Genomic DNA, 24,443 nt, shown 5'->3' on the forward strand with positions numbered 1-24,443 from the left:
GGGCGGGGCGATGACGGCCCTATTTTCGCCATCCAGTCGACACAATCGCGGGAGGCGAGGAAACAATTCGCTCGCACACGCATTCTCTTGGCGTATAGTCAAGTACAGGGTCCGAGTCGGCGCGTGAGGGGCGAGATACGTTTTCAAGACCCTTTCGGCGTGCAGAGGTCCCGGTTGCGACCGTAATGCCAAAGGCCGTGAAGAACGGCCTTTGGTTCCTTTCTTGAATTTTCACCTTTTCAAAGCGATAGCGAAAATTCAAGAGCGGTCCAACGGTCATTCATTATGACCGTTGGTATAAGGTCCTGGCGGACACATACATCATGCCTCGAACCCTCGATTTTATCCTATTTCGCCCGGGCCATTTGTTTTTACCGATTGTGTGTAGACATTTCATCCTTTGACTGTTTGCTCGAACGCAAACTCTTCGCTGGTTCGTGATGCAGTCATTTTCGGGAGAAAAGCGCGCCATGAGTCAACCTGAAAAATGGTGGTGGGGCCTCCTACCGCTTGTCCTCCTCTGGATTCTCGTCAATCTGTTCATGGACGGAACTGTCGAATCCGATCTTGCCACGCGTTCCAAAGCGGCCCTTGGCACTTTTGTGCAAAACCCCGCTGTTTCCGTGTCCGGCCGTGATGCCACACTAGCAGGCTCGGTTTTCTCGCCCGCGGATGCGCAAACCGCTGTTGATCATGTTGGTGGGACCTGGGGCGTAAGACGCGTCATCTCCGAACTTGCGGCGTCTCCGGTCGTAAAACCTTATGACTGGCATATCTCACAAGATGGCAAAAGAGTTACGCTTTCAGGCCATGTGCCTGACACGACCGTCCAGATGAATCTTCTGGCGGCGGTCAGGGCAGCCTTTCCGCAAAGCCAGATCAACGACCAAACGATCTATGCGGCCGGTGCGCCGGAGGGGTTTGAGAAGGGCGCTCTTTTCGTCATCAGCCAGCTCGCCCCGCTTGCGGGCGGCAATGCCTCGCTCACCGATAGTGGTTTCTCTATCGCTGGCAAGGCACCGACCGATGCCGTCTATGACGCGGCTCTCAAGGCCATTCACGCGCCTCCCAAAGGCTTGACGCTCGTCAAGGCGGATATTGTCGCGCCGCTGCAATATACATTCAGTGCCACGCGGCTCGACGGAAAGCTGACATTGACCGGAGACGTCCCCAGCGAGGATGTGCACAAACAGATCCTGGCGGAAGCAAAACGGTTGTTCTTCAATGAGGAGATCGTCGACCGGCTCACCGTGCTCGGCAATGCACCACAGAATTTCGGCAGCGTGATCCTCGCGGGTATCAATGCGCTTTCGCGTCTCGCTGACGGCGTATTTACCGTTACCAACACGGATGTGAAATTGTCGGGCGGGGCGCTCTATGAACGCGCGGTCGCGGCCATCCGCACGAATTTGGCGGATCAATTGCCGGCAGGCTATCAGACGGATACATCGGCCATTACCGTGCATCCCGAGGATAAAGCCGTCGATTCCAAATCCTGTCAGGCCGAGCTCGATGGTTTGCTGGGCAAGGCGACGATCCTTTTCGAAACCAATGGGGCGACGATCTCCAAAAGCTCTGAAGGTCTCCTCGACAGGATCGTCACGACGATTGGACACTGCCCCGAGGCAACGATTGAAATTTCTGGGCATACAGATTCAACCGGTAACGAGCCCTTCAATCTCGCTCTTTCGGAACGTCGCGCCAAGGCCGTTTTCGACTATCTCGTTGCCGCTGGCATACCGGCCGACAAGCTCTCCGCGACTGGCTATGGTTCCAGCCGTCCCGTGGCTTCCAATGATACGGAGGAGGGCAGAGCAAAGAACCGCCGTATCGAGTTCACCGTGAAATAAGGAGCGCGATCATGACCTATTTGCTTGCGACTTATTGGTTGCCGCTTCTGCTTGCCTTGGCTCTCGGCGCGGCTATCGGATTTTATACATTTGCACGGGTTCCCTCCGACAGGTGGTGGTCCCATTGTCCGAGTTGGCTCCGGGCTGCTGGTCTCGTCTTCGTGGTTGGACTCGTCGTCGCCCTGTTGCACTGGTTGCCGGGGCTCGCGGGGCTTTATCTCGAAACCGCCTTGCTGCTTTTTGCGGCCTATCTGATTGGCTGTCTCCTTGGAAGCTTTTTGGCAAGCCTCGCGCCGCGTGACAAGGCGGCGGCCGTCACTGAACTTCCCATCCTGAATGTGGATGATTATCCAGGTCTCCGGCCGCCCGCCCTCACGGGTGCGGATGCAGTGTTCGATGATCTCAAGCGCATTTCCGGGATTGGTGAGCAGAACGAGGAGCGGTTACATCTCGTCGGCATCTGGTATTTCCGTCAGATCGCGGACTGGAGCGATGAGAATGTGGCATGGATCAGCAGCTATCTGGATCTGCCGGGCTATGTCGCCAAGGATCAATGGGTCGAACAGGCCCGTTCTCTCGCCCAAAATCTCGACACGGATTATACCAAGCGTGTCGATTGGAAATGGCTCCTTCGCAAATAAAATCGTCTGATGTCTGACCTCAGGACGCCTAGAGGGTCAGACCAAAAAGTGGCTCCCCCTTTTGGGACCCAATTTGAGCGTTTTCATAAAAGATAGAGCATCGGACAGGATTCAATTTGAAAGTCCGATGCTCTAAACTAGCACGCGCGCGGGACTGTAAAGGAAGCGTCACCCTAAATGATTGCCTGAGGCCTCATGGGATGTGCCGGTCAGGCCTCCACTCCCTTCATGCCTTCCTCCGTATAGCGGGCGCCAGCAACCGGCAGCGTTTCGATTGAACGTTCGAGTCGCGCAACATCATCGGCAGTCAGTTCCAAATCCACCGCTCCGGCATTATCACGGAGATGGCTCGGGCGTGTGGTACCGGGGATCGGTACGATATCGTCGCCCTTCGCCAGAAGCCACGCGATAGACAATTGCGCGGGGGTGCATCCTTTTTCCTTCGCCATAAGGGCCACTGCATCGGCGATCCGACGGTTTGCTTCGCGTGCGTTGTCCTGGAAACGTGGCATGGAGGCCCGGACATCGCCGTCCTCGAACTCGGAATCCTGCTGGAATGTCCCTGTCAGAAAGCCTCTGCCCAGAGGTGAATAGGCAACGAAGCCCACGCCGAGCTCGCGGCAGGTGGGAAGGATCTCGGCTTCGACATGGCGGGACCAGAGCGAGTATTCGGTCTGGACTGCGGCGACGGGATGGACGGCATGGGCGCGACGCAGCGTCCGTGCGCTCACCTCGCAAAGTCCGATCCGGGCGATCTTGCCTTCGGTGACAAGCTCGGCGAGACCTCCCATCGTCTCCTCGATGTCGCGGCCCGTTTCAATCCGGTGGACATAATAGAGATCGATCTGCTCGATACCCAGCCGTTGTAACGAGCCCTCACAGGCTTTGCGCGCATAGGCGGGGCTGTTGTCGATGCTACGTTTATATTCCCCAGCTTCCCGCACGATGCCAAATTTGGTGGCGATCTTCAAATGCGCGTCGGTCTGCGCAAGGAATCTACCCAAAAGCCGCTCGTTGTGATGGGGGCCGTACATGTCGGCGGTATCGAAGAAATCGATTCCCAGATCAACGGCCGCCGAGAGAACCTGGAATGCCGTTTCGTCGTCACGTGGCCCGTAGAATTCGCTCATGCCCATGCAGCCGAGCCCGATGGCAGAAACGGAAAATCCCGGTGCGAGAATACGTTGTTTCATGTTATCCCCTTGTCATCCACAATTCGCAGCTGTGACATCAAGGGTGGCACGTCAAGTGCGCAATGGAACCTGTGAAGTTCGGCAAAGGTGTTTTCAAAATCGGAAAGTATCCCGACAAGCGACTCGTATGGGATGACATCAAGGCATTCCTGGCAGTCTTGCGCACCGGCACTCTCAGCGGAGCTGCCGAACAGATGGGCGTTGGACTGGCAACCTTGTCGCGCCGTATTGAGCGGCTGGAAGATGCCCTTGGGCTGCCTTTGTTCGTGCGTCAACACTCAGGATACCAACTGACCGTGGACGGCGCCAATCTGCTCCAGCAAGCGGAGGCGATGGAGGCTGCGGCGCTCTCGCTTCGATGTGGCGCAAGGGAGCAGATGGAGATTGTGGGCACGGTACGGCTCGCAACAGCCGAAAATCTCGCCACAGGTCTGATCCTGCCTGAGATAGGCAAGATGCTGGGCGCCTATCCCGATCTGACGATCGAGATCGTGACCGATATTGCCACAGTGAACCTGCACCGACGTGATGCGGATCTCGCTTTACGCATGGTCAAGCCGGAACGGGGAAATGTCACGCTCCAGAGATTGGGTACCCTGGGCTATGGCCTCTACGGTTCACGCGACTACGTTATCCAACGCCGAACCGTCTCTGATCTTAGCAGCTATGACACGGATGCCTTCGTGGGTTGGTGCGAGACGCAGTCTCATCTGCCCGCCGCGCAATGGATCGAACGTATACTCCAAGGCCGCGCGCCCGTGATCGCGACAACCTCGCTTGCGACGCAAATATCCGCTGCAAAGGCCGGTTTAGGGCTTGCCGTTCTACCTCATTTTCTCGCCCGAGACGCAGAACTTACGTGCGTTCAGGGCGATCTCGGGATCGATCAAGCGATCTATCTGGTCATTCAGTCAGATTTGGCCCAAACCCCTCGGATTCGAATCGTCGCCGACTTTTTGCGCAATCTTGTCGAGAGTCATCGGCATCGGCTGAGCGGACGATAAATGTCCTCCGCGCTGGTTTGCGAATATTGGAAAATATATTCCTCACTTTCGAGAATGATTGCTCTCGTCAGCTGTTCCCGTCGCCAATATCGAGAATCCAGGTGCGATTGCAAAAAGCGACATAGAGCCTTTCCTGGCCGAGCGCCGCGCCCAATTCGGTCGCCAATTCGTTCAGCATGGTCTCGATTTCGGCATCCGTGAGATGGCCGAGATAGGCATGGACGGCTTCGCCAGTGAAAACGGCGACAGGCTCACGGTCCGACCCGGTTGAGCCATCGGGCCGTGGCCAGGCATAAGTGACCTCGGCGCGGGTGAACATGCCGGAAAGGGCGGGCAAGCCGGCGTCGACGCGGCGCCGCATCCAGGCTTGAGCGGTCCGTACCGCTTCCGAAACATCATAGATGCGGCCTTGATCTGTCCAGCCTTCGCGGAGCCCGACGGTGATCCGAAAATCGCGGCGCGGTCCCACAGAGCCTGGAACGATGAGATAATCCTCCGGGCGGATGATCAGGCGTTCGACAGGCTTACTTTGCATGAGGGTATCCTCGCGTGATTTCGAGCCTTTGGAGAGCGCTCGAAAATCACGCCAAATTCCAAATTCCAGCGGCGGCCTGCCGTTGCACCCAGGCCGCCGTCTTCATGCCCTTTTATATCACGGCAGCGCCAGAAGCGTGAGCTTCGTCGTGCCCGTCCCGCCAGGGAAGAAGGCCGAGACGCGGCCGGACACCGCGGCAACATATTGCTTGTCGTCGAGTGCATAAGTGATCATGCCGGCGCCGGCCGAAGAGCCGAGTGGATGGCGTAAAAGCACATCCCCTTTATCGGCATCGACCGCATAGAGCGTCCCGCCGAGATCGCCCGCGAAAATCACGCCTCCCTTGGTGGCCGTGACATTGGCCAGCATGGGGGCGGGAAATTCGGTTTTCCAGCGCAGCTTGGCGGTCGTGACATCGATCGCGGCGAGGAGGCCGCGCGCCTGGTCGATCGGGTCCTGATCGATCCCGCCGCCATAAAAATGATGCCCGACCTGATGAATGGGAGCGGTGGCGTCGTGATGCACGGTGCCGCACCAATCCACCATGGGTGAAATCGTGATCTTGCGCTGTGGATCATAGGCGGAGCTGCTCCATTCCTGGCCGCCGAGCAGGCCTGGGCAGATATGTACGCCATCGACCGTGACCGGAATGTCTGTATTCTCCTGTTTCGAAATGGCGAGATCGGCGAAAATGCCATGTGTATCGCGATCGACAAGGCGCACACGACCGTCCTTGCCACTGACGACAATGAGATTATGCGGTTTACCCTCGATGTCGACGCTGACGAGCGGGCTCGTCTGGCTGAGATCCCAATCATGCTCGTCATGGGGAACGAATTGGTGAGCCCAGACCTTTTGGCCGGTTTTCAGATCCAGTGCCGCAAGCGCATTGGTATCGAGATTGTCACCTTTGCGGGCATCGCCGTAGAAATCCGGCGCGGGATTGCCGATTGGCACGAAAGCGAGATTGTTGGCGCGATCGATAGAAATGGGTGTCCAGAAACTGCCGCCCCCATGCGCTAGGGCCTCGCCCTTGCCCCAGGTTTCGGCGCCTGACTCTCCGGGCTTTGGAAGAGCCTCGAACCGCCAGAGCTGTTGGCCATCCTTCAATGAAAAAGCGCCTATCCAGCCTCGCGACCCCCAATCCGCGCCTGCCGTGCCATAGATGATCGCGTCCTCGACAACCATGGCAGGCATGCTGAGATAATGACTATCGCTCGCGCTGGTGATCTGACGTTCCCACAAGAGTTTGCCATCGCTCATGTCAAGCGCGATCAAAAACCCGTCCGATGTGCCGCGTATTACCTTGCCATCCTTGATAGCGACTCCACGATTGGGCGTGGACAGAGCCTTGTCCTTCAAGACCCATTCGTAACGCCAGATTTCCTTGCAGTTTCGGGCGTCTATGGCCACCGTTGTCTGGCCGATGGAGAGGAACAGGTGATTGTCATAGAGAACGGGTGAGGATTGAGCAGGTCCTGTCGTTCCGCTGTCATAGACACAGACCTCGTGCAGGCTACCGGCATTATCCTTGTTGATCTGATCGAGAGCAACATAGCGATGGCCATCATAGCTTTTATTGGTCATCAGCCATGTATCCGTCGTCTTGGCTGATTGATCGAGTTCCGCCTGACTGGGGCCGCTTGGATGTGTCTCTTGTGCGAAGACGGGTCCGATCGGTGCGCCGAGAACAGCGCTCAAAAGCAAACGATTCAAACCGACGGAGAGGCGTGTGAGGCGCTGCTTGAAGATCATCCTATTCACTCTTTCCCCTTATTCGTGTCCTTGTTAGAGGCACACGAAACTCACATTCTTTGATTGAGGCTCACCCTTTGGAAGGGAGCGGCTCGATGGTTGGGGGCTGGGCTTGAGTTTGGGCTTGAGCTTGTGACTGAAGTTGGACTTGAGGCTGTACCCTGGCGCCGAGAAAAACCTTGCGGATATCGAGACTCGATCTCTGTCCAATGGCGTCCCAATGTTCCTGTAACCATGCATCGGCGGTCGTGCGGCCGAGGTCCTTGAGATAGAGCAGGAAGCCGAGTTCGGCGTTCATTTTGCTCGCGGCGCCCAGTTCCCGCAATTTCTCCTCACAACCGATCATATGCATGTTCATGCGTTTCAGCCTTTTGGCCTCTGGTGTCTCAAGACCACCTTCGTCGATCAACCGCTGGACAAAAGCGATGGCGCGCATTTCAGCGATCAATGAGGCGTTGAAACTGATTTCATTGACGCGGTTGATGATACCGATCGGCGTGGTCGGCGTGCCTTTGCGCTCCAGCGGATTGATTTGAACGACAGCGACATCGGGGCTCTCACAGCGATAGATCAAGGGCCAGATCACCGGATTGCCCATATAGCCGCCATCCCAATAAGGCACGCCCTCAATCTCTACGGCTTGAAAGGTGAAGGGGAGGCAGGCCGAGGCGAGCAAGACATCCGTCGTGATTTCGTGACGGAGAAAAACCCTTGCCCGTCCAGTCTCGACATTGGTCGCGGCGATGAACAATTTGATGCTCTCGCAGCTCTGGATATCCTTCTCGATGATGAGATCAGAGAGGACCGTTTTGAGGGGATCGAAGCCGAATGGGTTGCTTTGATAGGGAGAGGCAAGATGCTGCAGGAGATCTGCCCACCAGGTCCCGACCGAGCGATCGATATTCCACTGCCCAAGCATCTGATCGAAGACCGAACGCCTGATCGGGCTGAACAAGGAGAATTCCGCGGTACGCTGCCAGAAGCGATCGAGGGCCTCGCGCGCGCCTGTTCGGCCGTTTTTCGTATAACCTTGGGCCAGCACCGCGGCGTTCATGGCGCCCGCGCTGGTGCCGCTGATACCCTCGATCACCAAGTCTTCGACTTCCAGCAACCGATCAAGAACCCCCCAAGTAAAGGCTCCATGACTGCCGCCGCCTTGAAGTGCGAGATTGATGGTTTTTGTGCCACTTGTCGCCATGACGCGCGTCCTCCCGCCGGATCATCGAACCGGAACAGAATTTCTTGTCAGTTAAGAGAATGCGTGAAAAGTCCCTCGTAATACAAGACCCGAGCGTACACTTTGGTTTTAAGGGTCACCAAGCCGGTCATCCGCACCGCCCTCCTGATGGACATGCGTCTTAAGACGTTTTCGGTGCATTTTTGTGACTCGGGCCTGAACGTGAGATGGACTTGAACGTGAGAATATCCATCCGCGCACAAAATGTGTCGCAGACGACAGGCTTATTGAGGGGGAAGAGAAGGAAGATGGAGCAGAGATGATGGGAGATGATCATGCCGGAGGCTTGGATGATCCGGCCGTCGGATCGAGAATTGTCCCATTTTCAAGCCAATGCAAAGCGCATCCGCGTCGAACCGGATGCGTGAGCGATGCTTGAAGGTCTGGCTTGAAAATCTGGAATGATACCGATCCACAGGACAAACGGCATTGGTGCCCTGAACAGAGCACCAATGATTGTGAACGGTATGAATGGATTTTTGCAAAATGAAATCAGTAGTTCATATTTTCCGCGGTGATCTCGCCGACGGAAATCGCCTGCGAGAAAGGCAGGAGCTGATAGACTGCTGAAAGGCCGATGACGATATAAGTGAGCTTTGCGAGAACCGTGTCCGTCCCGCCGAAGAGGGTCGCCACGATATCAATATTCGCCAAGGCAAAAAGTCCCCAGTTCAAACCACCGAGGATGACGAGGATCAGGGTCGCTATATTGAGCGATTTCATGGGCCGGACTCCTTGGGAGTCTCCTCGAAGGGAGATCTTTGGAGTCAATAACGTCTCTGACTTGACACGGTTGCGTGGAAAAGCTGCGCTCATAAAAAAATTCGGGGTAAAACCACGAAAGCGTGATGCACTTTTCCTAAATTTTCACTTTTCTAAAGATGGAATAAAAATGTGAGAGCATTCCAGCGGTCGTTCTTATGGCCCTTGGATTTGAGATCTTGCCCCTGTTTTTGACACGCCTCTTATGGAAGAGGCGTTGTCGCTCCGGCGGCAAGGCTCAGGGCTCCAACGCGTCATCCTCGTTGGTCTCGACCCTTTCCCATCCGTTCAGGCCCAGCCGTTCCTGTGGCAGGAAACGCGCCTTATAAGCCATTTTGCGTGAGCCCTGGACCCAATAGCCAAGATAGACATGCGGTAGACCGAGCCGCCGCGCGCGTTCGATATGATCAAGGATCATATAAGTGCCAAGCGATCGGTGGGGCGCGCGCGGCGTATAGAAGGAATAGACCATCGAAAGGCCGTCACTGAGCATGTCCGTGAGACAGACGGCGGTGAGAGGCCCCTCGCCATGGCCGGCTTTGGCATCGTGACTGCGATATTCCACCAGCCGGCTTTCCACATGGCTGTCCTCGATCATCATGGAATAATCCAGAATGGTCATATCGGCCATGCCGCCATCACTGTGGCGAGCATCGAGATAGCTCCGAAACAAGGAATATTGCTCAGTCGTCGGTTCCGGCCGAACGACGGTGCTGGTGAGATCACGATTGCGGTCCCGGATCCTCCGGAGATTTTTGGAGGATTCGAATTCATCGACCTTGATGCGGACCGAGATACAGGCCCGGCAATGTTCGCACGCTGGCCGATAGGCGATCGTTTGCGAGCGGCGGAAGCCCGATTGCGTCAGATGATCGTTGAGGGCAACGGCGCGGCGGCCGATCAAATGGGTGAAGACCTTGCGCTCCTGCTGGTCGGGCAGATAAGGACAAGGCGAAGGCGCGGTCAAATAGAACTGCGGAGCGTCGCGCGGTTCTCGCGTCAATTTGTTCATCCCTGTTTGAATGGTCGCGATTATTCGCTGATGTTGTTCAGATGCTATCGTGCAGTCGGTGTTGAAATGGTGTCGTTCAAGGCGTTTTCAAAAATGTGATGTGCACGGACCTTCTTCTTGTCTACGGACCTTGTTCTCGTTTGCAACATCACCGATCGACTGAAAATTGCCGATAAGACCAGGCATAAGCTTGCGAAAATATTTCAAGACATCGGTGTTAAAGACATTGCTATTAAACGGATAGCAAGGAGTGTGCCGTCAAAACGACGGCGCGCGTCGTGTGACGATTACTCCTGCCAGGATATCGTGCAAGCAACGTTTGTCATCCGTCAAGAGCGAAACAAGCAAAATGGGCGGGAACATCCAGCTGATATAGAGCAATACAGCGTGGACGGCAGCATTGAGGAAGGGAACCCGGCTGCCGTCAGTCATCCGCATTTCAAGATCCATGGCGAGCATGCCGGGCGTTGCCATGCGCCAGCCCGATACGGTCAAGCCGTTGTAGAAAAATGCGATGAAAGGAAAGATGGGTGGCAGGAGCAGCAGGATGAGGCCAAGAGTTAAGAAGAAGAGGACGGTCCAGATCAGCCCGGCGATGAAGGCGACGAGCAGAAAATCGAGGCAAATGGCGAAAATCCGCCGTCGCCGAACACCCGCCAAAGCTTGCACCGGCAAAGTGGCAGGTGAAAAAATGAACTGTTGCTGCGGCACTGTCCTGGCTGGGCTGCCCCAATCGCTCATCGTCTGATCCTTGATCGCATAACCGTGGCGAACATCCGGCCTTGCTTGTTTAAGCCCGGAACCTTGTGCGAATAATGTGGCCTTTCGCGATGGGCGGTGCAAGAGAGGGAATGCGGTGCAGGTTGGGTATCGCAGCAGGTTATCCTGCGTCTCGCCTGCGATCTGGGAATTGGGGATGGGGAAACGACTTTTGTCCGCTTTCGCAATGATCATGCTCTCTTGCGCGGGGGTGTCCTCCGCCGTCGCCAAGGGGGTTGAGAAAGAAACGCTTCCTCCGCCGGATTTCGTGCGATTGCAGGATGTTGCGCCTTCCATCGCGCAGGATATGCGCTATGCGGGCTCCAATAATTTTACAGGCAGGCCCGTGCCGGGTTATGCCGCCGGCACATGTTGGCTGCGGCGCGAAGCAGCCTTGGCCCTTGCCGCCGTGCAGAAAGATGCTGAAGCAGAGGGACTCGGGCTCGTCGTTTTTGATTGTTTTCGGCCGCAAAGGGCGAGCAATGCTTTTCTCGCCTGGGCGCAAGACCCCACGGATCAGGCGATGAAGGCAGCCTATTATCCGGGAATCGACAAGCGTGTATTGTTCGATCAAGGCTATATCGCCGCGAAATCCACGCATTCGACCGGGCTTGCTGTCGATCTCGGCTTTATCGGCCGCGATTTCGGCACCCCTTTCGATCTCTTCGACGCGGCCTCGGCCACGGACTTTCAGGCCATCGACGCTGAAGCCAAGGCCAATCGTGACAAGCTTCTGAGCCTCATGCGCAAGCATGGGTTCGAGAACCTGCCCAATGAATGGTGGCATTTCAATCTGCCTGGCGCCGCCAAGGCTGAGTTTTTTGATTTCGAAGTCCGATAGGCTGTCAAGGATCGACTTGTTTCTCCGTTTCGATCCTGCCTCCGAGACGCCAGGCGCCAATAAGGCTGCTCAGCACGAGAATTCCCCATAAAGACCATAAGCCGATGGCGGTCGCTTTTCCGGGCATGAGCGCTGAAAGGCGAAAGGGAAAAATATTCCAGGAATTAATGGAAATCTCGGCAGGCGTAGGCTCGGCACCGCCATAGAGACGGTGGCCCTGGAGTTTCTCCAGAATATTGTGCAGACGCAGCGGCAATTGGCTGCTCTTCCATGTCCAGGCATTGTCAGCGGGAATAAGGCCTTTGAGCGTCTCGGGGTGCTGGAAGGCTTCCAGATGGACGGCCAGCGAGAGGCCCATGACCTGGACGAGAAAAGAGATGGCGGCGAGCGCCAAGACAAGAGTGCGGCAGAGCCCCGTTTGGGGGGCACCGAGGAGGAGCCCGACGGGGAGCATGGCCAAGGGGAGAAGCGAAACATGAAAACGGGTTCCCCAGCCGAGATCACCGCCCCAGAAGATGAACTTCGAGTAGATGAAGACATGCAAAAGGAACGTGACGATCAGCAGCCCCGCCAACGGCTGTAGCCGGCCTCGAACCCATGGGGAAAATAAAGTGAATGGCGCGGCGGCGAGAATGGGAATGAATAGAAATAGGCTTTTGCCGGGGCTGAGGAAATGCCCAACGAGGCCGGTTGCGAGCGGGGTCTGAAAAACACCGCCATAATCGCGGAAGAAAAACGTATATCCGCTTTCCCAAGGTGTGCCGAAACGCAGCCAATTATATAAAGGGATCGTGGACACGATCGCGCAGGCGAGCAGTAGCCAGGCAAAGAACCTTGGTTGCAAAACCCTTTTCCAGCCGATCTGGAAAAGGAATTGTGTGGCAAGGACCGTCGCGCCGGCGGCAAAGGCGATCCATGTACTTCTGTGCGTGAGACCCATGCCGATAAGAACCGCGGCAAGGCCGAACCGATCAGGGGCGTGGGCGGGGTTCTGGCGCGCATCGAGCAAGGCCCATACGGTCCAAATGCCGAGTGCGGCGAGCATGGGCTCTTCCGAGCCATTGCCTGAATAGATCCATAAGGGGGTACACAGGATCAGCAAGGCTGAAGCGACCAGGGCATCGCGGCGCGAGAGCCCGAGCTGGCGCAAAACCATCAAAAAGCCGATGACGGCGGCGGCGCCAGTCGCGGGGATGAAAATCAGCGATGCCGCGAATTGAAAGGCTCGTGACAGGAAAGCGGGATCGGCATGAACCACGAAACTCGCCAGACGCTGCGCCACCGCGAAGGGTAGAAACTCCAGGGTCTGACCGGGAAAAAAGACTGAATAATCATGTCCCTCGAAGGTGACGCTATTGCGTCCAGCAACCTCGAGATTGCCCTTGAAGACAATGGCTTCGGCAACCTGATAGCGTGTCTCTGGATCGGCGGGGAGATAGCCGGTCGAGCTTGCCGCGAGAAAAGCCCAAAGGATCAGAAAATAGCGGAGGAGGAATCTGACGTCGGAAAGAGCGCGAGAATGATGGAGGACCGGAGCCTGCGCGACCGTTACTTGTGTCACTATTCGATCCTCAAAAATCTCTCGATCTCACCTGATGTGCAAATAGATCACAAAGATGAGGGCTATTTCTGCATCTGCGAAGCGTAATACACTGACCCTTCGCAGAGCTTATCAAAGAGATATCAGATCGGCCGCAAGCTTTTATTTTCTATCCGCGAGTTTCTGCGCCACCTCGACCGCGAAATAAGTGAGAATGCCCGAGGCACCGGCGCGTTTGAAGGCGAGCAGGCTTTCGAGCATGGCTTTTTCGCCGTCAATCCAGCCATGGCCGGCGGCGGCCTGGATCATCGCATATTCACCGGAAACCTGATAGGCGAAGGTCGGGATGGGGAATTGATCCCGGATGCGACGGATGATGTCGAGATAAGGCATGCCTGGCTTGACCATGACCATATCCGCGCCTTCCTCGATATCCTCGGCGACCTCACGCAAGGCTTCATCGGAATTGGCCGGGTCCATCTGATAGGTGCGTTTATCGCCGATCAGCACGCCTTTTGTGCCGATGGCATCGCGGAACGGCCCGTAAAAAGCCGAGGCATATTTTGCCGCATAGGACATGATCTGAACGGATTCGAATCCTTCGGCGTCGAGTGCGGCGCGGATCGCCGCCACGCGGCCATCCATCATATCGGAAGGTGCGATGACATCGGCGCCGGCACGTGCCTGGTTGAGTGCCTGCTCGACCAGGACGGCCACGCTTTCGTCATTCAGAATTTCTTCGCCGCGCATCACGCCGTCATGGCCATGCGTCGTATATGGATCGAGCGCGACATCGGTGATGAGACCAATATGCGGCACCTCGCGCTTGATGGCGCGGCAGGCGCGGCAGACGAGATTTTGCGCATTGAGCGCTTCCTTGCCGAGCGGGTCACGCAATTCCGGCTCGGTATAGGGAAAGAAGGCAAGCGCCGGAATGTTGAGTTCTGCCGCTTTGACCGCTGCCCGCACGGCCGCATCGATCGAAAGCCGTTCGACGCCCGGCATAGCGGCGACGGGTTCTTGCCGATTCTCACCCTCGATCAAGAACAGGGGCCAAATCAGATCATCCGTCGTCAGGACGTTTTCGCGCACCAGCCTGCGGCTCCATTCCGCCTTGCGATTGCGCCGCGCACGATGCGTCAGATCGAGTTTCTTGAGTGAATCGCGGGCCTCTTGCACGGGGTCCCGGTGTGAGAATGGCGAGGGAGAGGAGGTGCGAGAGGGGGCCATGGAAACTCCTATTTGTGCGGGCTCCTATCATGAATGCATGGGGCTGGCGATTGGACGAAGGGGCGCAGGGCCAAGAAGCGCAAGGGCAGGGATCGCTGGCTGAAGTTTTTGCGCCGGAGTTCATCGTTCAACGATTGTGAATGATGCGCGATATCAATTCGTTCCAGTGACCATTGGTGGCTGGCCGGCGAGCCAGAACGCGGTTTCCATGCGAACCGTCGTGGCGAAGAGACGTGTCAGTTCCGGTAAGCGTGCTTCACCGCCCCTGCGCGCGGCCACCGTGTCAAGCCTGGCCAAGCCGACGCGCACCAGATCTTGATAGCCTGTATCGGCATAGGTACACATCCAGGAATAATAGGGATTTCCTTCGCGCACAGTTGTTTTGCTCTGCGTCAGACGCAGCCCGATTTCTCCGTACCCAACGAGGCAAGCCGACAGCGCCACCAACAGGTCCAGCAAGTCACCAGCCTGCGCGCGATCGAGAATGAATCCGCAATAAGCCATCAATTCCGGGGCCGCCGGCTGGGCCTCCATTTCCGCGCGCGTGATGCCCCATCCATCGCAATAGGAAAAATGCATCGTCATTTCGGTGTTAAGGATGGCCGAGACGATATCGGCGCATTCACGCATCTCGTCCAGGGATTCACTCTTATACACCGCCAAAGCATACGCACGAGCGTAGTTCAGAAGATACAAATAATCTTGTATCAGGAAGGTACGAAATCGCGCCGGATCCAATGTGCCATCCGCCATGGCGTGTACGAAAGGATGATCGACATAGGTGGCCCACTCATCGGGCGCCGCAGCGCGCAAGCGGGCGAAAAATGTACCCTCCACGAAGGAGAGGGAAGAGGAGTGATCGAAGGCCATGACCCGCCATTTCCCTGAGAGGTGATGTCGAGGATTTCCCTTTCCATCGCATGAGGCCGCTCCCTTTTACAACCAGGTGAAGGTCGAAAAGGGATTATCCAAGGGAATGCCGCGCTATTTCGGGACACCAGAAAATTGGAGCGTAGGGTCCACGGATCGGCGGCTTCCCTCCTGCCGAGGTTTCATCGGTAAAAACCTCCCATCCGAGAGGTGTGGTTACGACCCAAATAGGGAAACGACTTCGAGAACCGGAAGGATTTGGCGCTTTTCGATGAAAAATCCGATAAGGTCTGGAATAAACAGTCCTGGTATCCGCCCTCACTGGACCGCGAGTCGGCGTGATCCGGTGAGGACAAGCGGATACGTTTGAAAGAGTAACGTATCCGGAATCTATGATTCCTGATACTGGAATAGCCGATCGAAGAGGAGGAAAACATGGGTCTGCTCATCGATGGGATCTGGCGGGATCAATGGTATGATACCAAAGCGCATGGCGGACGCTTCGAGCGTGATGCCGCGCAATTCCGCAATTTCATCACGCACGATGGCGCACCGGGACCAACCGGTGCCGGCGGCTTCAAGGCGGAGGCTGGGCGTTACCATCTCTATGCCGCCTATTTCTGTCCCTGGGCGCATCGCACCTTGATCTTTCGCGAACTCAAAGGCTTGCAAGGGCTCATCGATGTCTCGATCACCCATTGGCTGATGCGGGAGAACGGCATTACCTTCGCTGAAGGGAATGGCGTCATCCCCGATCCCCTGTTTCACGCCCATTTCCTTTATGAGATCTACCATACCGCCAAGCCCGATTACAGCGGCCGTGTCACCGTGCCGGTTCTATGGGACAAGGAAAAGCAAACCATCGTCTCGAATGAATCCTCGGAAATCATTCGCATGTTCAATTCTGCCTTCGATGATCTCGGCGCGAAGGAAGGCGATTATTATCCTTTAGCCCTCAGGCCCGAGATCGATGCCCTGAACGCGCGTATTTATGAGACGGTCAATAATGGCGTCTATCGCGCGGGTTTCGCGACGAGCCAAAACGCTTATGAAGAAGCGGTCAAACCCTTGTTCGAGACACTCGATTTTCTGGAAGATCGGCTCAAGGATCAGCGTTATCTTTGCGGCGACAGACTGACGGAAGCCGATATTCGATTATTGACCACATTGTTGCGCTTCGACATTGTTTATGTCGGCCATTTCAAGTGCAATATCAGGCGGATTGCGGATTATCCGGTGCTTTCAGCCTATGTTCGCGACCTCTATCAGACCGGTTCGATCGCCAATACCTTTCGGCCGGATCATATCAAAAATCATTATTATCAAAGCCATCTGCAGATCAATCCAACAGGCATCGTGCCTGTGGGGCCGGAAGTGGATTTCACCTTGCCGCATGGGCGTGGCTGAAACGCGCATTCTCACGCCTCGGTTGGAGGTGGTGAAAGAATCGTCCGGGCTTCTTCGATCATGGCGGGGTCATGCTCGCCATTTGCGGCAAAGGCGAGAAGCAACAATTCATCGCTGCAAAGATGATCGAGGACGGCCGCGAGAAAACCGGGCGTGGCGGCTGCCGCGCGCAGATTTTCAGGTGTGAGGCCGCTGAGCGCGACGAACCGTTCGAGCCGTTCAGGCTCCGCGGCGAGGAAAGTCAGCGCCGCTATGGCCAGAATTTCAGCATCCTGAGAGGAAAGGCGCTGCTTGAAACGCGGAATAGATCGATTTTGCATGGTTTGAATTTTCCTTTCGTCAATTTCTATCTCTTAACATTTGCCTCTATGATCGGTTCTTTCCCAAGCCGGATCATGGCCAAAAGGGACATGAACATGTCCACATGAGCATGGCTAGAAGCATTCACGGCCTTGGAGAGGGACGGGACGGATCGATGCAGAAAAAGATTCTCATTGTGGAAGACAATGAACTCAATATGAAACTCTTCAACGATTTGCTGGAAGCACATGGCTACAAGACGGTGCAAACCAGAAACGGTGTCGAGGCGGTGCAACTCGCGCGCGATCATAAGCCCGATCTCATTCTCATGGATATTCAATTGCCCGAGGTCTCCGGCTTGCAGGTCACACAATGGCTCAAGGAGGATGACGACCTGCGTCACATTCCGGTGATCGCCATTACCGCTTTCGCGATGAAGGGTGACGAGGAAAAAATTCGCCAGGGTGGCTGTGAAGCCTATCTGTCGAAGCCAATCTCGGTCGTCAAATTTCTGGAAACAGTGCGCAATTATCTCGCCGAGCCCTAAGGACCACCCGCTAACGATCGATAGGCGCCGCCCCCTGGTCACAAAGGAAAAAACATGAGCGCGCGCATTCTCGTCGTCGATGATAACCCGTTGAACCTCAAATTGCTCGAGGCTCGGCTGACTGCTGAATATTTCACGGTGACCACCGCCACCAATGGCTTCGACGCCCTGGCCATCTGCGAGGCTGGTGGCTGTGACATCGTGCTGCTCGATGTCATGATGCCGGGCCTGGATGGTTTCAATGTCTGCCGTCATATCAAGCAATCGCCGAACACGATGCATATTTCTGTCGTGATCGTCACGTCGCTCGATCAGACAGCCGATCGGCTTGCGGGACTTGAGGCTGGCGCCGATGACTTTTTGAATAAGCCGATTGACGAAATCGCCTTGATTGCCCGGGTGCGATCCCTCGCGCGGCTGCATCTGGTACTCGATGAATTGCGTCGGCGCACACAAAATCTCGCGGCGATTGGCCTTGCTGACCTTGACGGGCTTTCAAGAATGTCAAAAGGCCACGTGCTTCTCGTCGAGGATCGTGTCTCGACCATCGAACGTGTGCAGGCAGCGCTTGAGGATCTTTATCCTCTCGAAATTGTAAGTGACCCTGGTCTCGTTCTCTCGCGCGGAGAGAATAATCCTCCTGATCTCTGCATCATCAGCCTAGGCCTTGCCGATTACGACGGTTTGCGGTTGTGCAGTCAATTACGGACTGGCGAGCGGACACGCAATAGCATGCTCCTGGCCTTGGTTGAGCGAGAAGACCGTCAGCGTCTCCTGACGGCACTCGATCTTGGTGTGAACGATTATCTCATTCGTCCCTTCGACAATCATGAGTTGATTGCGCGAACCCGCACACAAATGCTGCGCAAGCGCTATGTGGATCGGTTACGCAATACGGTTCAGGTTTCGATGGACATGGCTTTGATCGATCCTTTGACCGGCCTGCACAATCGCCGCTTTCTGGAAGCCCAGCTCCATCGGCTGCAACAGGAACACGGCACCGCCAGCACGGTCTTTTCTCTGATGGTTCTCGATATCGATCATTTCAAGGCGATCAATGACCGCCATGGGCATGATGCCGGCGACCAGATTTTGAAATATTTCGCGGCACGGGTGAAGCAGGTCGTGCGGGCCGGCGATTGGCCTTGCCGGATCGGTGGCGAGGAATTTGTTGTCCTTATGCCAGGAGCAGGGCTGGATTTCGCCAAGCAGATTGCCGAACGGGTCCGCTATGCCATCGAAAAAGACGGTTTTGTTCTTTCGGGAACCAGAGAAAGGATTCCCGTTACTGTATCGATCGGATTGGCTGAAGCCGTGCAGCAAGGAAGCGGTGCGGAACCTTTCGAGGCGTTGTTTCGACGCGCCGACCGGGCGCTCTACCGCGCCAAGAAGAATGGCCGCAACAGGGTCTCCGCCGATGCAGCTTGAGCTGAGCACCAGATAATGGCCTGGGGGATTAGGGCCCCAGAGGAATTGCGCATGGAATTCAGGCGTAAGCTGGCTTTTCTTCACAAAAATTGCCGGCATTAATAAAAAATGAATGTGGGATTCGTCTCCAGGTGATTGCCTTTTCGAAAAGGAGAGAGCTAACGTAGGACAGTTGGATGAATTGGCATCGGCGGCGTGATCCGGCTCCAACAAGAAGGCCAGGGTTGCGCCCACGCGCATATCGATGCTCGTCCGACATGACTGCCCTGCGGAGTGCCAGGTCCGCCGCATCTCCTGGGTCCGTAGGGTTGGCCGGCGCGCAAATGGCTTAGGAGTGGCCTCCTCGAAACGGCCATCTGCCGCCGGCCACCTTCGTGAGGAAATCGTCTCGTGTCATGCAATCGTCTGGCCGGGCCAATCCTATTGGTCCAGCGCCTGATAGACGAGGGCGTTGATTTTCTGCCGATAATGCCAGCGAATCGCGCCCGGCGCAGCCGAGAGATAGACCACGACGAGGTCTTCTTTCGGATCGACCCACCAATCCGTTCCGCTCGATCCTGGCCAGCCGAAAGAGCCGATCGAGCCCAGCATGGGGGCAATCCCCGGTGTCGTGCGCACGGCAAGACCAAGCCCGAAGCCATAATTGGCGCGTGTCGGATCGGCCTGGCCAATCAGATTGACCACCTGCGGGCCAAGCTGATTCGCGAGCATATAGTCCGCTGTCTTGCGGCCGAGAATATGGGCCTTGCCGCTATCTCCGCCCTTCAGGAGCATGAGGGCGAAACGCAAATAATCGGTCGCGGTCGAATAGGCACAGTCCCCGCCACAATCGAAAAGGAGTTTTTCCGTCAGATTCGGCAAGAGAGTCTGTTTTTGGCGGCTGACTGGATCGATCGGCAAGGGTTTCGCGTAACGATTGGCCTTTTCCGGCTTTATGAAAAAGCCGGTGTCGTGCATCCCCAATGGGGCAAAGAGATTGGCTTCAAGATAGGACCCGAGGGATTGCTGGCTCACGGATTCGATCAAGAGCCCGACAATATCAAGGCCAAACCCATAATCCCACACTGCTCCCGGTTGATGGAGGAGCGGCAGCGCGGCAAGCTTGTCGAGAAAAGCCTTGCCGGTCATCTCTGACGCGGCGGTGACGCTGCTTTCCGGATACATTTTATGAACCGGGCTCGTGCCCCGATTGCCGTAAACGATTCCCGATGTATGACGCAAAAGGTCTTGAATGACGATCTTGTTCGTCACGGGAACACTATTCGTCGTGATGTTATCCTTGTCATCGCGTGCGGCGACACGCTGATCAGAAAATTGCGGGAAATATTTCGTCAGCGGATCATTCATCAGCAAAAGGCCACGCTCATACAACATCAAAGCGCCGACCGTTGTCATGGGCTTTGTCATCGAGGCGATGTTGAAGAGCGTATCCGTCGTCATCGGACTATGGGTGGCTTTATCGCGCCAGCCATAGGCATGGAGGAAAACGAGCTTGCCATGTCGCGCAATGGCGAGCACGGCGCCGGGGATTTGCCCATGCTCGATGTCTTGCAGAAGAATTGCGCCGATGCGTGCGAGCCGTTCGGAGGAAAAACCCACATCTTCCGGTTTGGCACGGGGCAGGGGCAGATCTGGAGCCCGTGCGGGAACAATCGTATCGGCCGCTTGAAGAGGAAGGATGAGAAAGACAAGGCTGATGAATGCGGCGAGGCATCGTTGCAAAGCCATGTCTTTCCTTCCCATGATCGGTCTTCTGCTGATCACACGACGACGAGATCACCCGCGAAGGCCGCATGTTCCTGGATGAAGGCAAAACGTGCTTCCGGGCGATTGCCCATCAGCCGCTCGACCGAATCGGAGGTTTCCTCGCGGTCCTCGGCCAGCACGACGACGCGCAAGAGATTGCGCTTGGCCGGGTCCATCGTCGTTTCCTTGAGCTGCGACGCCATCATTTCGCCGAGGCCCTTGAAACGGCTGATTTCGATCTTCCCCTTGCCCGTCAGCTCCTTTTTGATGATAGCGTCGCGATGCGCTTCATTGCGCGCATAGACCTGCTTGCTGCCCTGGGTCAACCGGTAGAGGGGAGGCACTGCCAGATAGAGATGGCCGCCTTCCACCAGTTTCGGCATCTGGCGATAGAAGAAGGTAATGAGCAGCGAGGCAATATGGGCGCCGTCGACATCGGCATCGGTCATGATGATGATCTTCTCATAGCGCAGATCATCATGCCGGTAATGGGATCCCGTTCCGCAGCCGAGCGCCTGGATGAGATCGGCCAATTGTTGATTGGCCGTGAGCTTGTCGCGGGTGGCGCTGGCGACATTGAGGATTTTTCCGCGTAGGGGCAGAACGGCCTGATTGGCCCGATCGCGTGCCTGTTTGGCGGAACCGCCGGCGGAATCGCCCTCGACGATGAAGATCTCGGAGCCCTGCGAGGCTGTATTGGTGCAATCGGCGAGCTTGCCGGGCAGCCGCAGCTTGCGCGTCGCGGTCTTGCGCGCCACATCCTTTTCGGCGCGCCGGCGCAGCCGTTCCTCGGCGCGTTCGACGCTCCAATCGAGCAGTTTCGCTGCATGTGAGGGCGAGGCCGCGAGCCAATGATCGAAGGCGTCCCGCAGGGGACCCTCGACAAGGCGCGAAGCTTCGGTGGTCATGAGCCGGCTCTTGTTCTGGCCCTGAAATTCCGGCTCGCGGATGAAGACAGAGAGAAGCGCCGCGGTCGAGACCATGACATCTTCATTGGTGAGGATCGAGGCGCGTTTGGTCTGGCCGATCCGCTCGGCATGATCCTTCAGCCCGCGCAGCAAGGCCCCGCGCAGACCCGCCTCATGCGTGCCGCCGTCCGGCGTCGGAATCGTGTTACAGAAGGAATGGACGAAGCCATCATCGTCCGCGAGCCAGGCGATGGCCCATTCGAGAGAACCATGCCCGCCCTCTTTCTCGATGCGGCCGGCAAAGATCTGTTCGGTGACGAGGCTTTTGCCCTCGATATCCTGGGTCAGATAATCCTTGAGGCCGCCCGGAAAATGCAGAACGGCCTCTTGCGGCACCGAACCGTCATGCGGGAGGAGGCTGGGAGCGCAATGCCAGCGGATCTCGACGCCCTTGAAGAGAAAGGCCTTGGCGCGCGACATTTTAAACAGACGCGCGGGTTTCAGATGCGCCTGTTCACCGAAAATCTGCGGGTCCGGCTTGAAGCGCACCTTGCTGCCGCGCCGGTTCTGCACCTTGCCGACTTCCTGCAATTTGCTCGTCGGAAGGCCGCGCGCAAAGGTCTGGCGATAGAGAATCTGGCCGCGTGCCACTTCGACCTCGAGCACCTCGGCCAAGGCATTGACGACCGAAACGCCGACGCCGTGCAAACCGCCTGAGGTCTGATAAGCGCCAGAATCGAATTTACCGCCAGCGTGCAGCGTCGTCATAATGACTTCGAGCGCGGATTTTTTCGGAAATTTCGGATGCGGATCGACCGGGATGCCGCGCCCATTGTCGATGACGGTCACGAAGCCGCCGGTCTCGCATGTGACATCAATGAAGGTCGCATGGCCGGCGACCGCCTCGTCCATCGCGTTGTCGAGCACTTCGGCGAAAAGATGGTGCAGGGCGGTCTCGTCCGTGCCACCGATATACATGCCGGGACGGCGGCGGACAGGCTCCAGACCCTCGAGCACTTCGATCGAGGCGGCGGTATAGCCGGCTTCGCCCGGCGTGCCGGAAGGCAGCGCGCGTGGAGTTTTGGGCGTTCCCTTATCCGCGCTCTTATCGGCTCCCTTGTCCGCGCCACGTGGGGCGGCTTTGCGAGCCGAGGTGCCGAAGAGATCGCCGGTTTTTGCCATCAAGTCCTATCCTAAAGCAGATCAATCCTTGTCGTGCTTTATCGCATGGCAACGCAAGGAAGGGAACAAAACAAAAACAGAATATCCCCATCTTCTCGGATGGAGGCTGGAGCATCAGACCCAAAACTGGCTCCCACTTTTGGGACCCATTTGATGCATTTTCAAAAAGGATAGAGCATCCAATAAAAAAGCACGGTCCCGAGGGACCGTGCTCATTGAGTTCATCAGGTCCTATCGAAAATCAATAGGAATAATACATGTCGAATTCGACCGGATGCGGGGTCATTTCGAAACGCATCACATCGGCCATTTTAAGCTCGATATAGCTGTCGATGAAATCATCGTGGAAGACGCCGCCGGCCTTGAGGAAGGCGCGGTCCTTGTCGAGATTGGCAAGGGCCTCGCGCAGCGAGCCGCAGACCGTCGGAATCTTCTTCAATTCCTTCGGCGGCAGATCATAGAGGTCCTTATCCATCGCCTGGCCGGGATCGATCTTGTTCACGATACCGTCGAGGCCCGCCATCAGCATGGCCGAGAAGGCGAGATAGGGATTGGCCATCGGATCGGGGAAGCGCACTTCGACGCGCTTGGCCTTGGGATTGGCGGTATAAGGAATACGGCAGGAGGCCGAGCGGTTACGCGCCGAATAGGCGAGCAGGACCGGGGCTTCATAACCGGGCACCAGACGCTTGTAGGAATTGGTGGACGGATTGGTGAAGGCGTTCAGCGCGCGGGCATGACGGATGATGCCGCCGATATAATAGAGGCATTCCTGCGAGAGGTCGGCATATTTGTTGCCGGCGAAAACAGGCTTGCCGTCTTTCCAGATCGACTGGTGCACATGCATGCCGGAGCCATTATCGCCGAAGACCGGCTTCGGCATGAAGGTCGCGGTCTTGCCGTAGCTCTGCGCCACCTGATGGATGCAGTATTTATAGATCTGCATATGGTCCGCCATGGTGGTGAGCGGGCCGAATTTCAGACCAAGTTCGTGCTGGGCCGACGCGACTTCGTGATGGTGTTTTTCAACCTTGGCGCCCATGGCCGCCATGGCGGCGAGCATTTCACCGCGCATGTCCTGCGCCGAATCCTGCGGCGGCACCGGGAAATAGCCGCCCTTGGTGCGGATGCGGTGGCCGAGGTTGCCGCCTTCATAGGGCGTATCGGTGTTGGAGGGCAGTTCCGAGCAATCGAGAACGAAACCCGTATTGTAAGGGTCGGCCTTGAAGCGCACGTCGTCGAAGACGAAGAATTCGGCCTCGGGGCCGAAATAGGCGACATCACCGATGCCGGAAGAAGCGGCATAAGCTTCCGCCTTCTTGGCGATGCCGCGCGGGTCACGGCCGTAGGGCTCGCCGGTCGAGGGCTCGAGAATGTCGCAGACGATGACCATGGTCGGCGCCGCGAAGAACGGGTCGATCGTCGCCGTTGTGGGATCGGGCAGAAGAGTCATGTCGGATTCATTGATCGCCTTCCAGCCGGCGATCGAGGATCCGTCGAACATCGTCCCTTCGGTGAAGATCTCTTCATCGATCATGCTGACGTCGAAGGTGACATGCTGCCACTTGCCGCGCGGATCGGTAAAACGAAAATCAACATACTTGATATCGTCTTCCTTGATCGCCTTGAGCACATCCTTGGCGGTCTTCATGCTTGCCTCTCGTGAAATGAATGAGTGAAGGTTGCGGGAAGTTGG

At 56.6% G+C, this 24,443-nt stretch carries 21 protein-coding genes; 7 read left to right on the top strand and 14 right to left on the bottom strand.

Annotation, left to right across the window (positions count from 1 at the left end; translation table 11 throughout):
- Positions 1–470 precede the first annotated feature (470 nt).
- Together BIND_RS06075 and BIND_RS06080 are read left to right on the top strand one after the other, a co-directional pair.
- Positions 471–1,850: an OmpA family protein gene (locus BIND_RS06075; protein WP_012384195.1), complete on the top strand. Its 1,380-nt coding sequence runs from the start codon at positions 471–473 to the stop codon at positions 1,848–1,850.
- Between the two features lie 11 nt (positions 1,851–1,861).
- On the top strand, positions 1,862–2,491 hold the full coding sequence (locus BIND_RS06080) for a hypothetical protein (RefSeq protein WP_012384196.1): 630 nt from the start codon (positions 1,862–1,864) through the stop codon (positions 2,489–2,491).
- 209 nt (positions 2,492–2,700) lie between these two features.
- Here BIND_RS06080 and BIND_RS06085 read toward each other — a convergent pair whose 3' ends face one another.
- The gene (locus BIND_RS06085; protein WP_012384197.1) at positions 2,701–3,684 is read right to left on the bottom strand and encodes an aldo/keto reductase; all 984 of its coding nucleotides are present in this window, start codon (positions 3,682–3,684) and stop codon (positions 2,701–2,703) included.
- Between the two features lie 62 nt (positions 3,685–3,746).
- On the opposite strand from BIND_RS06085, the gene BIND_RS06090 reads away from it, so the two are divergent.
- Positions 3,747–4,688, top strand: a complete 942-nt coding sequence (locus BIND_RS06090; RefSeq protein ID WP_012384198.1) for a LysR family transcriptional regulator — start codon at positions 3,747–3,749, stop codon at positions 4,686–4,688.
- 67 nt (positions 4,689–4,755) lie between these two features.
- Here the strand turns inward: BIND_RS06090 and BIND_RS06095 are convergent, their stop codons facing one another.
- From BIND_RS06095 to BIND_RS06120, 6 genes are all read right to left on the bottom strand, one after another.
- Positions 4,756–5,223, bottom strand: coding sequence for a hypothetical protein (locus BIND_RS06095; RefSeq protein WP_012384199.1), 468 nt, complete (start codon positions 5,221–5,223; stop codon positions 4,756–4,758).
- Positions 5,224–5,340: 117 nt separating this feature from the next.
- On the bottom strand, positions 5,341–6,978 hold the full coding sequence (locus BIND_RS06100) for a pyrroloquinoline quinone-dependent dehydrogenase (RefSeq protein WP_012384200.1): 1,638 nt from the start codon (positions 6,976–6,978) through the stop codon (positions 5,341–5,343).
- A 70-nt stretch (positions 6,979–7,048) separates the two neighbouring features.
- Positions 7,049–8,176, bottom strand: a complete 1,128-nt coding sequence (locus tag BIND_RS06105) for a patatin-like phospholipase family protein (protein ID WP_012384201.1) — start codon at positions 8,174–8,176, stop codon at positions 7,049–7,051.
- A gap of 531 nt (positions 8,177–8,707) precedes the next feature.
- Positions 8,708–8,938 carry a DUF378 domain-containing protein gene (locus tag BIND_RS06110; protein ID WP_012384202.1) on the bottom strand — a complete coding sequence of 77 codons (231 nt, stop codon included), beginning with the start codon at positions 8,936–8,938 and terminating at the stop codon, positions 8,708–8,710.
- Between the two features lie 277 nt (positions 8,939–9,215).
- Entirely contained in the window at positions 9,216–9,980 is a 765-nt protein-coding gene (locus BIND_RS06115; RefSeq protein WP_041778523.1) for an arginyltransferase, read from the bottom strand.
- A 267-nt stretch (positions 9,981–10,247) separates the two neighbouring features.
- Positions 10,248–10,730 carry an RDD family protein gene (locus BIND_RS06120; RefSeq protein ID WP_012384204.1) on the bottom strand — a complete coding sequence of 161 codons (483 nt, stop codon included), beginning with the start codon at positions 10,728–10,730 and terminating at the stop codon, positions 10,248–10,250.
- A gap of 175 nt (positions 10,731–10,905) precedes the next feature.
- Here BIND_RS06120 and BIND_RS06125 point away from each other — a divergent pair, with 175 nt between their 5' ends.
- Positions 10,906–11,589, top strand: coding sequence for a M15 family metallopeptidase (locus BIND_RS06125; RefSeq protein ID WP_012384205.1), 684 nt, complete (start codon positions 10,906–10,908; stop codon positions 11,587–11,589).
- 4 nt (positions 11,590–11,593) lie between these two features.
- On the opposite strand, the gene BIND_RS06130 is transcribed toward BIND_RS06125, so the two are convergent.
- The 3 genes from BIND_RS06130 to tenA all read right to left on the bottom strand — a co-directional run bounded on the left by BIND_RS06130 (position 11,594) and on the right by tenA (position 15,229).
- A complete protein-coding gene (locus BIND_RS06130) occupies positions 11,594–13,150 on the bottom strand; it encodes a hypothetical protein (protein WP_012384206.1) in 1,557 nt (518 codons plus the stop codon).
- A gap of 141 nt (positions 13,151–13,291) precedes the next feature.
- Positions 13,292–14,359, bottom strand: a complete 1,068-nt coding sequence (hemB, locus tag BIND_RS06135; protein WP_012384207.1) for a porphobilinogen synthase — start codon at positions 14,357–14,359, stop codon at positions 13,292–13,294.
- A 153-nt stretch (positions 14,360–14,512) separates the two neighbouring features.
- Positions 14,513–15,229, bottom strand: coding sequence for a thiaminase II (tenA, locus tag BIND_RS06140; protein WP_012384208.1), 717 nt, complete (start codon positions 15,227–15,229; stop codon positions 14,513–14,515).
- A gap of 435 nt (positions 15,230–15,664) precedes the next feature.
- On the opposite strand from tenA, the gene BIND_RS06145 reads away from it, so the two are divergent.
- Entirely contained in the window at positions 15,665–16,636 is a 972-nt protein-coding gene (locus BIND_RS06145) for a glutathione S-transferase family protein (protein ID WP_012384209.1), read from the top strand.
- 11 nt (positions 16,637–16,647) lie between these two features.
- Here the strand turns inward: BIND_RS06145 and BIND_RS06150 are convergent, their stop codons facing one another.
- On the bottom strand, positions 16,648–16,956 hold the full coding sequence (locus BIND_RS06150; RefSeq protein WP_012384210.1) for a DUF3572 domain-containing protein: 309 nt from the start codon (positions 16,954–16,956) through the stop codon (positions 16,648–16,650).
- A 155-nt stretch (positions 16,957–17,111) separates the two neighbouring features.
- On the opposite strand from BIND_RS06150, the gene BIND_RS06155 reads away from it, so the two are divergent.
- Positions 17,112–17,483 carry a response regulator gene (locus BIND_RS06155; protein WP_012384211.1) on the top strand — a complete coding sequence of 124 codons (372 nt, stop codon included), beginning with the start codon at positions 17,112–17,114 and terminating at the stop codon, positions 17,481–17,483.
- 54 nt (positions 17,484–17,537) lie between these two features.
- A complete protein-coding gene (locus BIND_RS06160; RefSeq protein ID WP_012384212.1) occupies positions 17,538–18,911 on the top strand; it encodes a PleD family two-component system response regulator in 1,374 nt (457 codons plus the stop codon).
- A 420-nt stretch (positions 18,912–19,331) separates the two neighbouring features.
- Here the strand turns inward: BIND_RS06160 and BIND_RS06165 are convergent, their stop codons facing one another.
- The 3 genes from BIND_RS06165 to glnA form a co-directional block, all read right to left on the bottom strand.
- On the bottom strand, positions 19,332–20,639 hold the full coding sequence (locus BIND_RS06165) for a serine hydrolase domain-containing protein (protein WP_012384213.1): 1,308 nt from the start codon (positions 20,637–20,639) through the stop codon (positions 19,332–19,334).
- A 32-nt stretch (positions 20,640–20,671) separates the two neighbouring features.
- Positions 20,672–22,747: a DNA topoisomerase IV subunit B gene (gene parE, locus BIND_RS06170; protein WP_012384214.1), complete on the bottom strand. Its 2,076-nt coding sequence runs from the start codon at positions 22,745–22,747 to the stop codon at positions 20,672–20,674.
- Positions 22,748–22,988: 241 nt separating this feature from the next.
- Positions 22,989–24,398 (bottom strand): type I glutamate--ammonia ligase, encoded by a 1,410-nt coding sequence (gene glnA / locus BIND_RS06175; protein ID WP_012384215.1) that lies wholly within the window; start codon positions 24,396–24,398, stop codon positions 22,989–22,991.
- Positions 24,399–24,443 lie beyond the last annotated feature (45 nt).

The organism is Beijerinckia indica subsp. indica ATCC 9039, assembly GCF_000019845.1.
Classification (GTDB): Bacteria; Pseudomonadota; Alphaproteobacteria; order Rhizobiales; family Beijerinckiaceae; genus Beijerinckia; species Beijerinckia indica.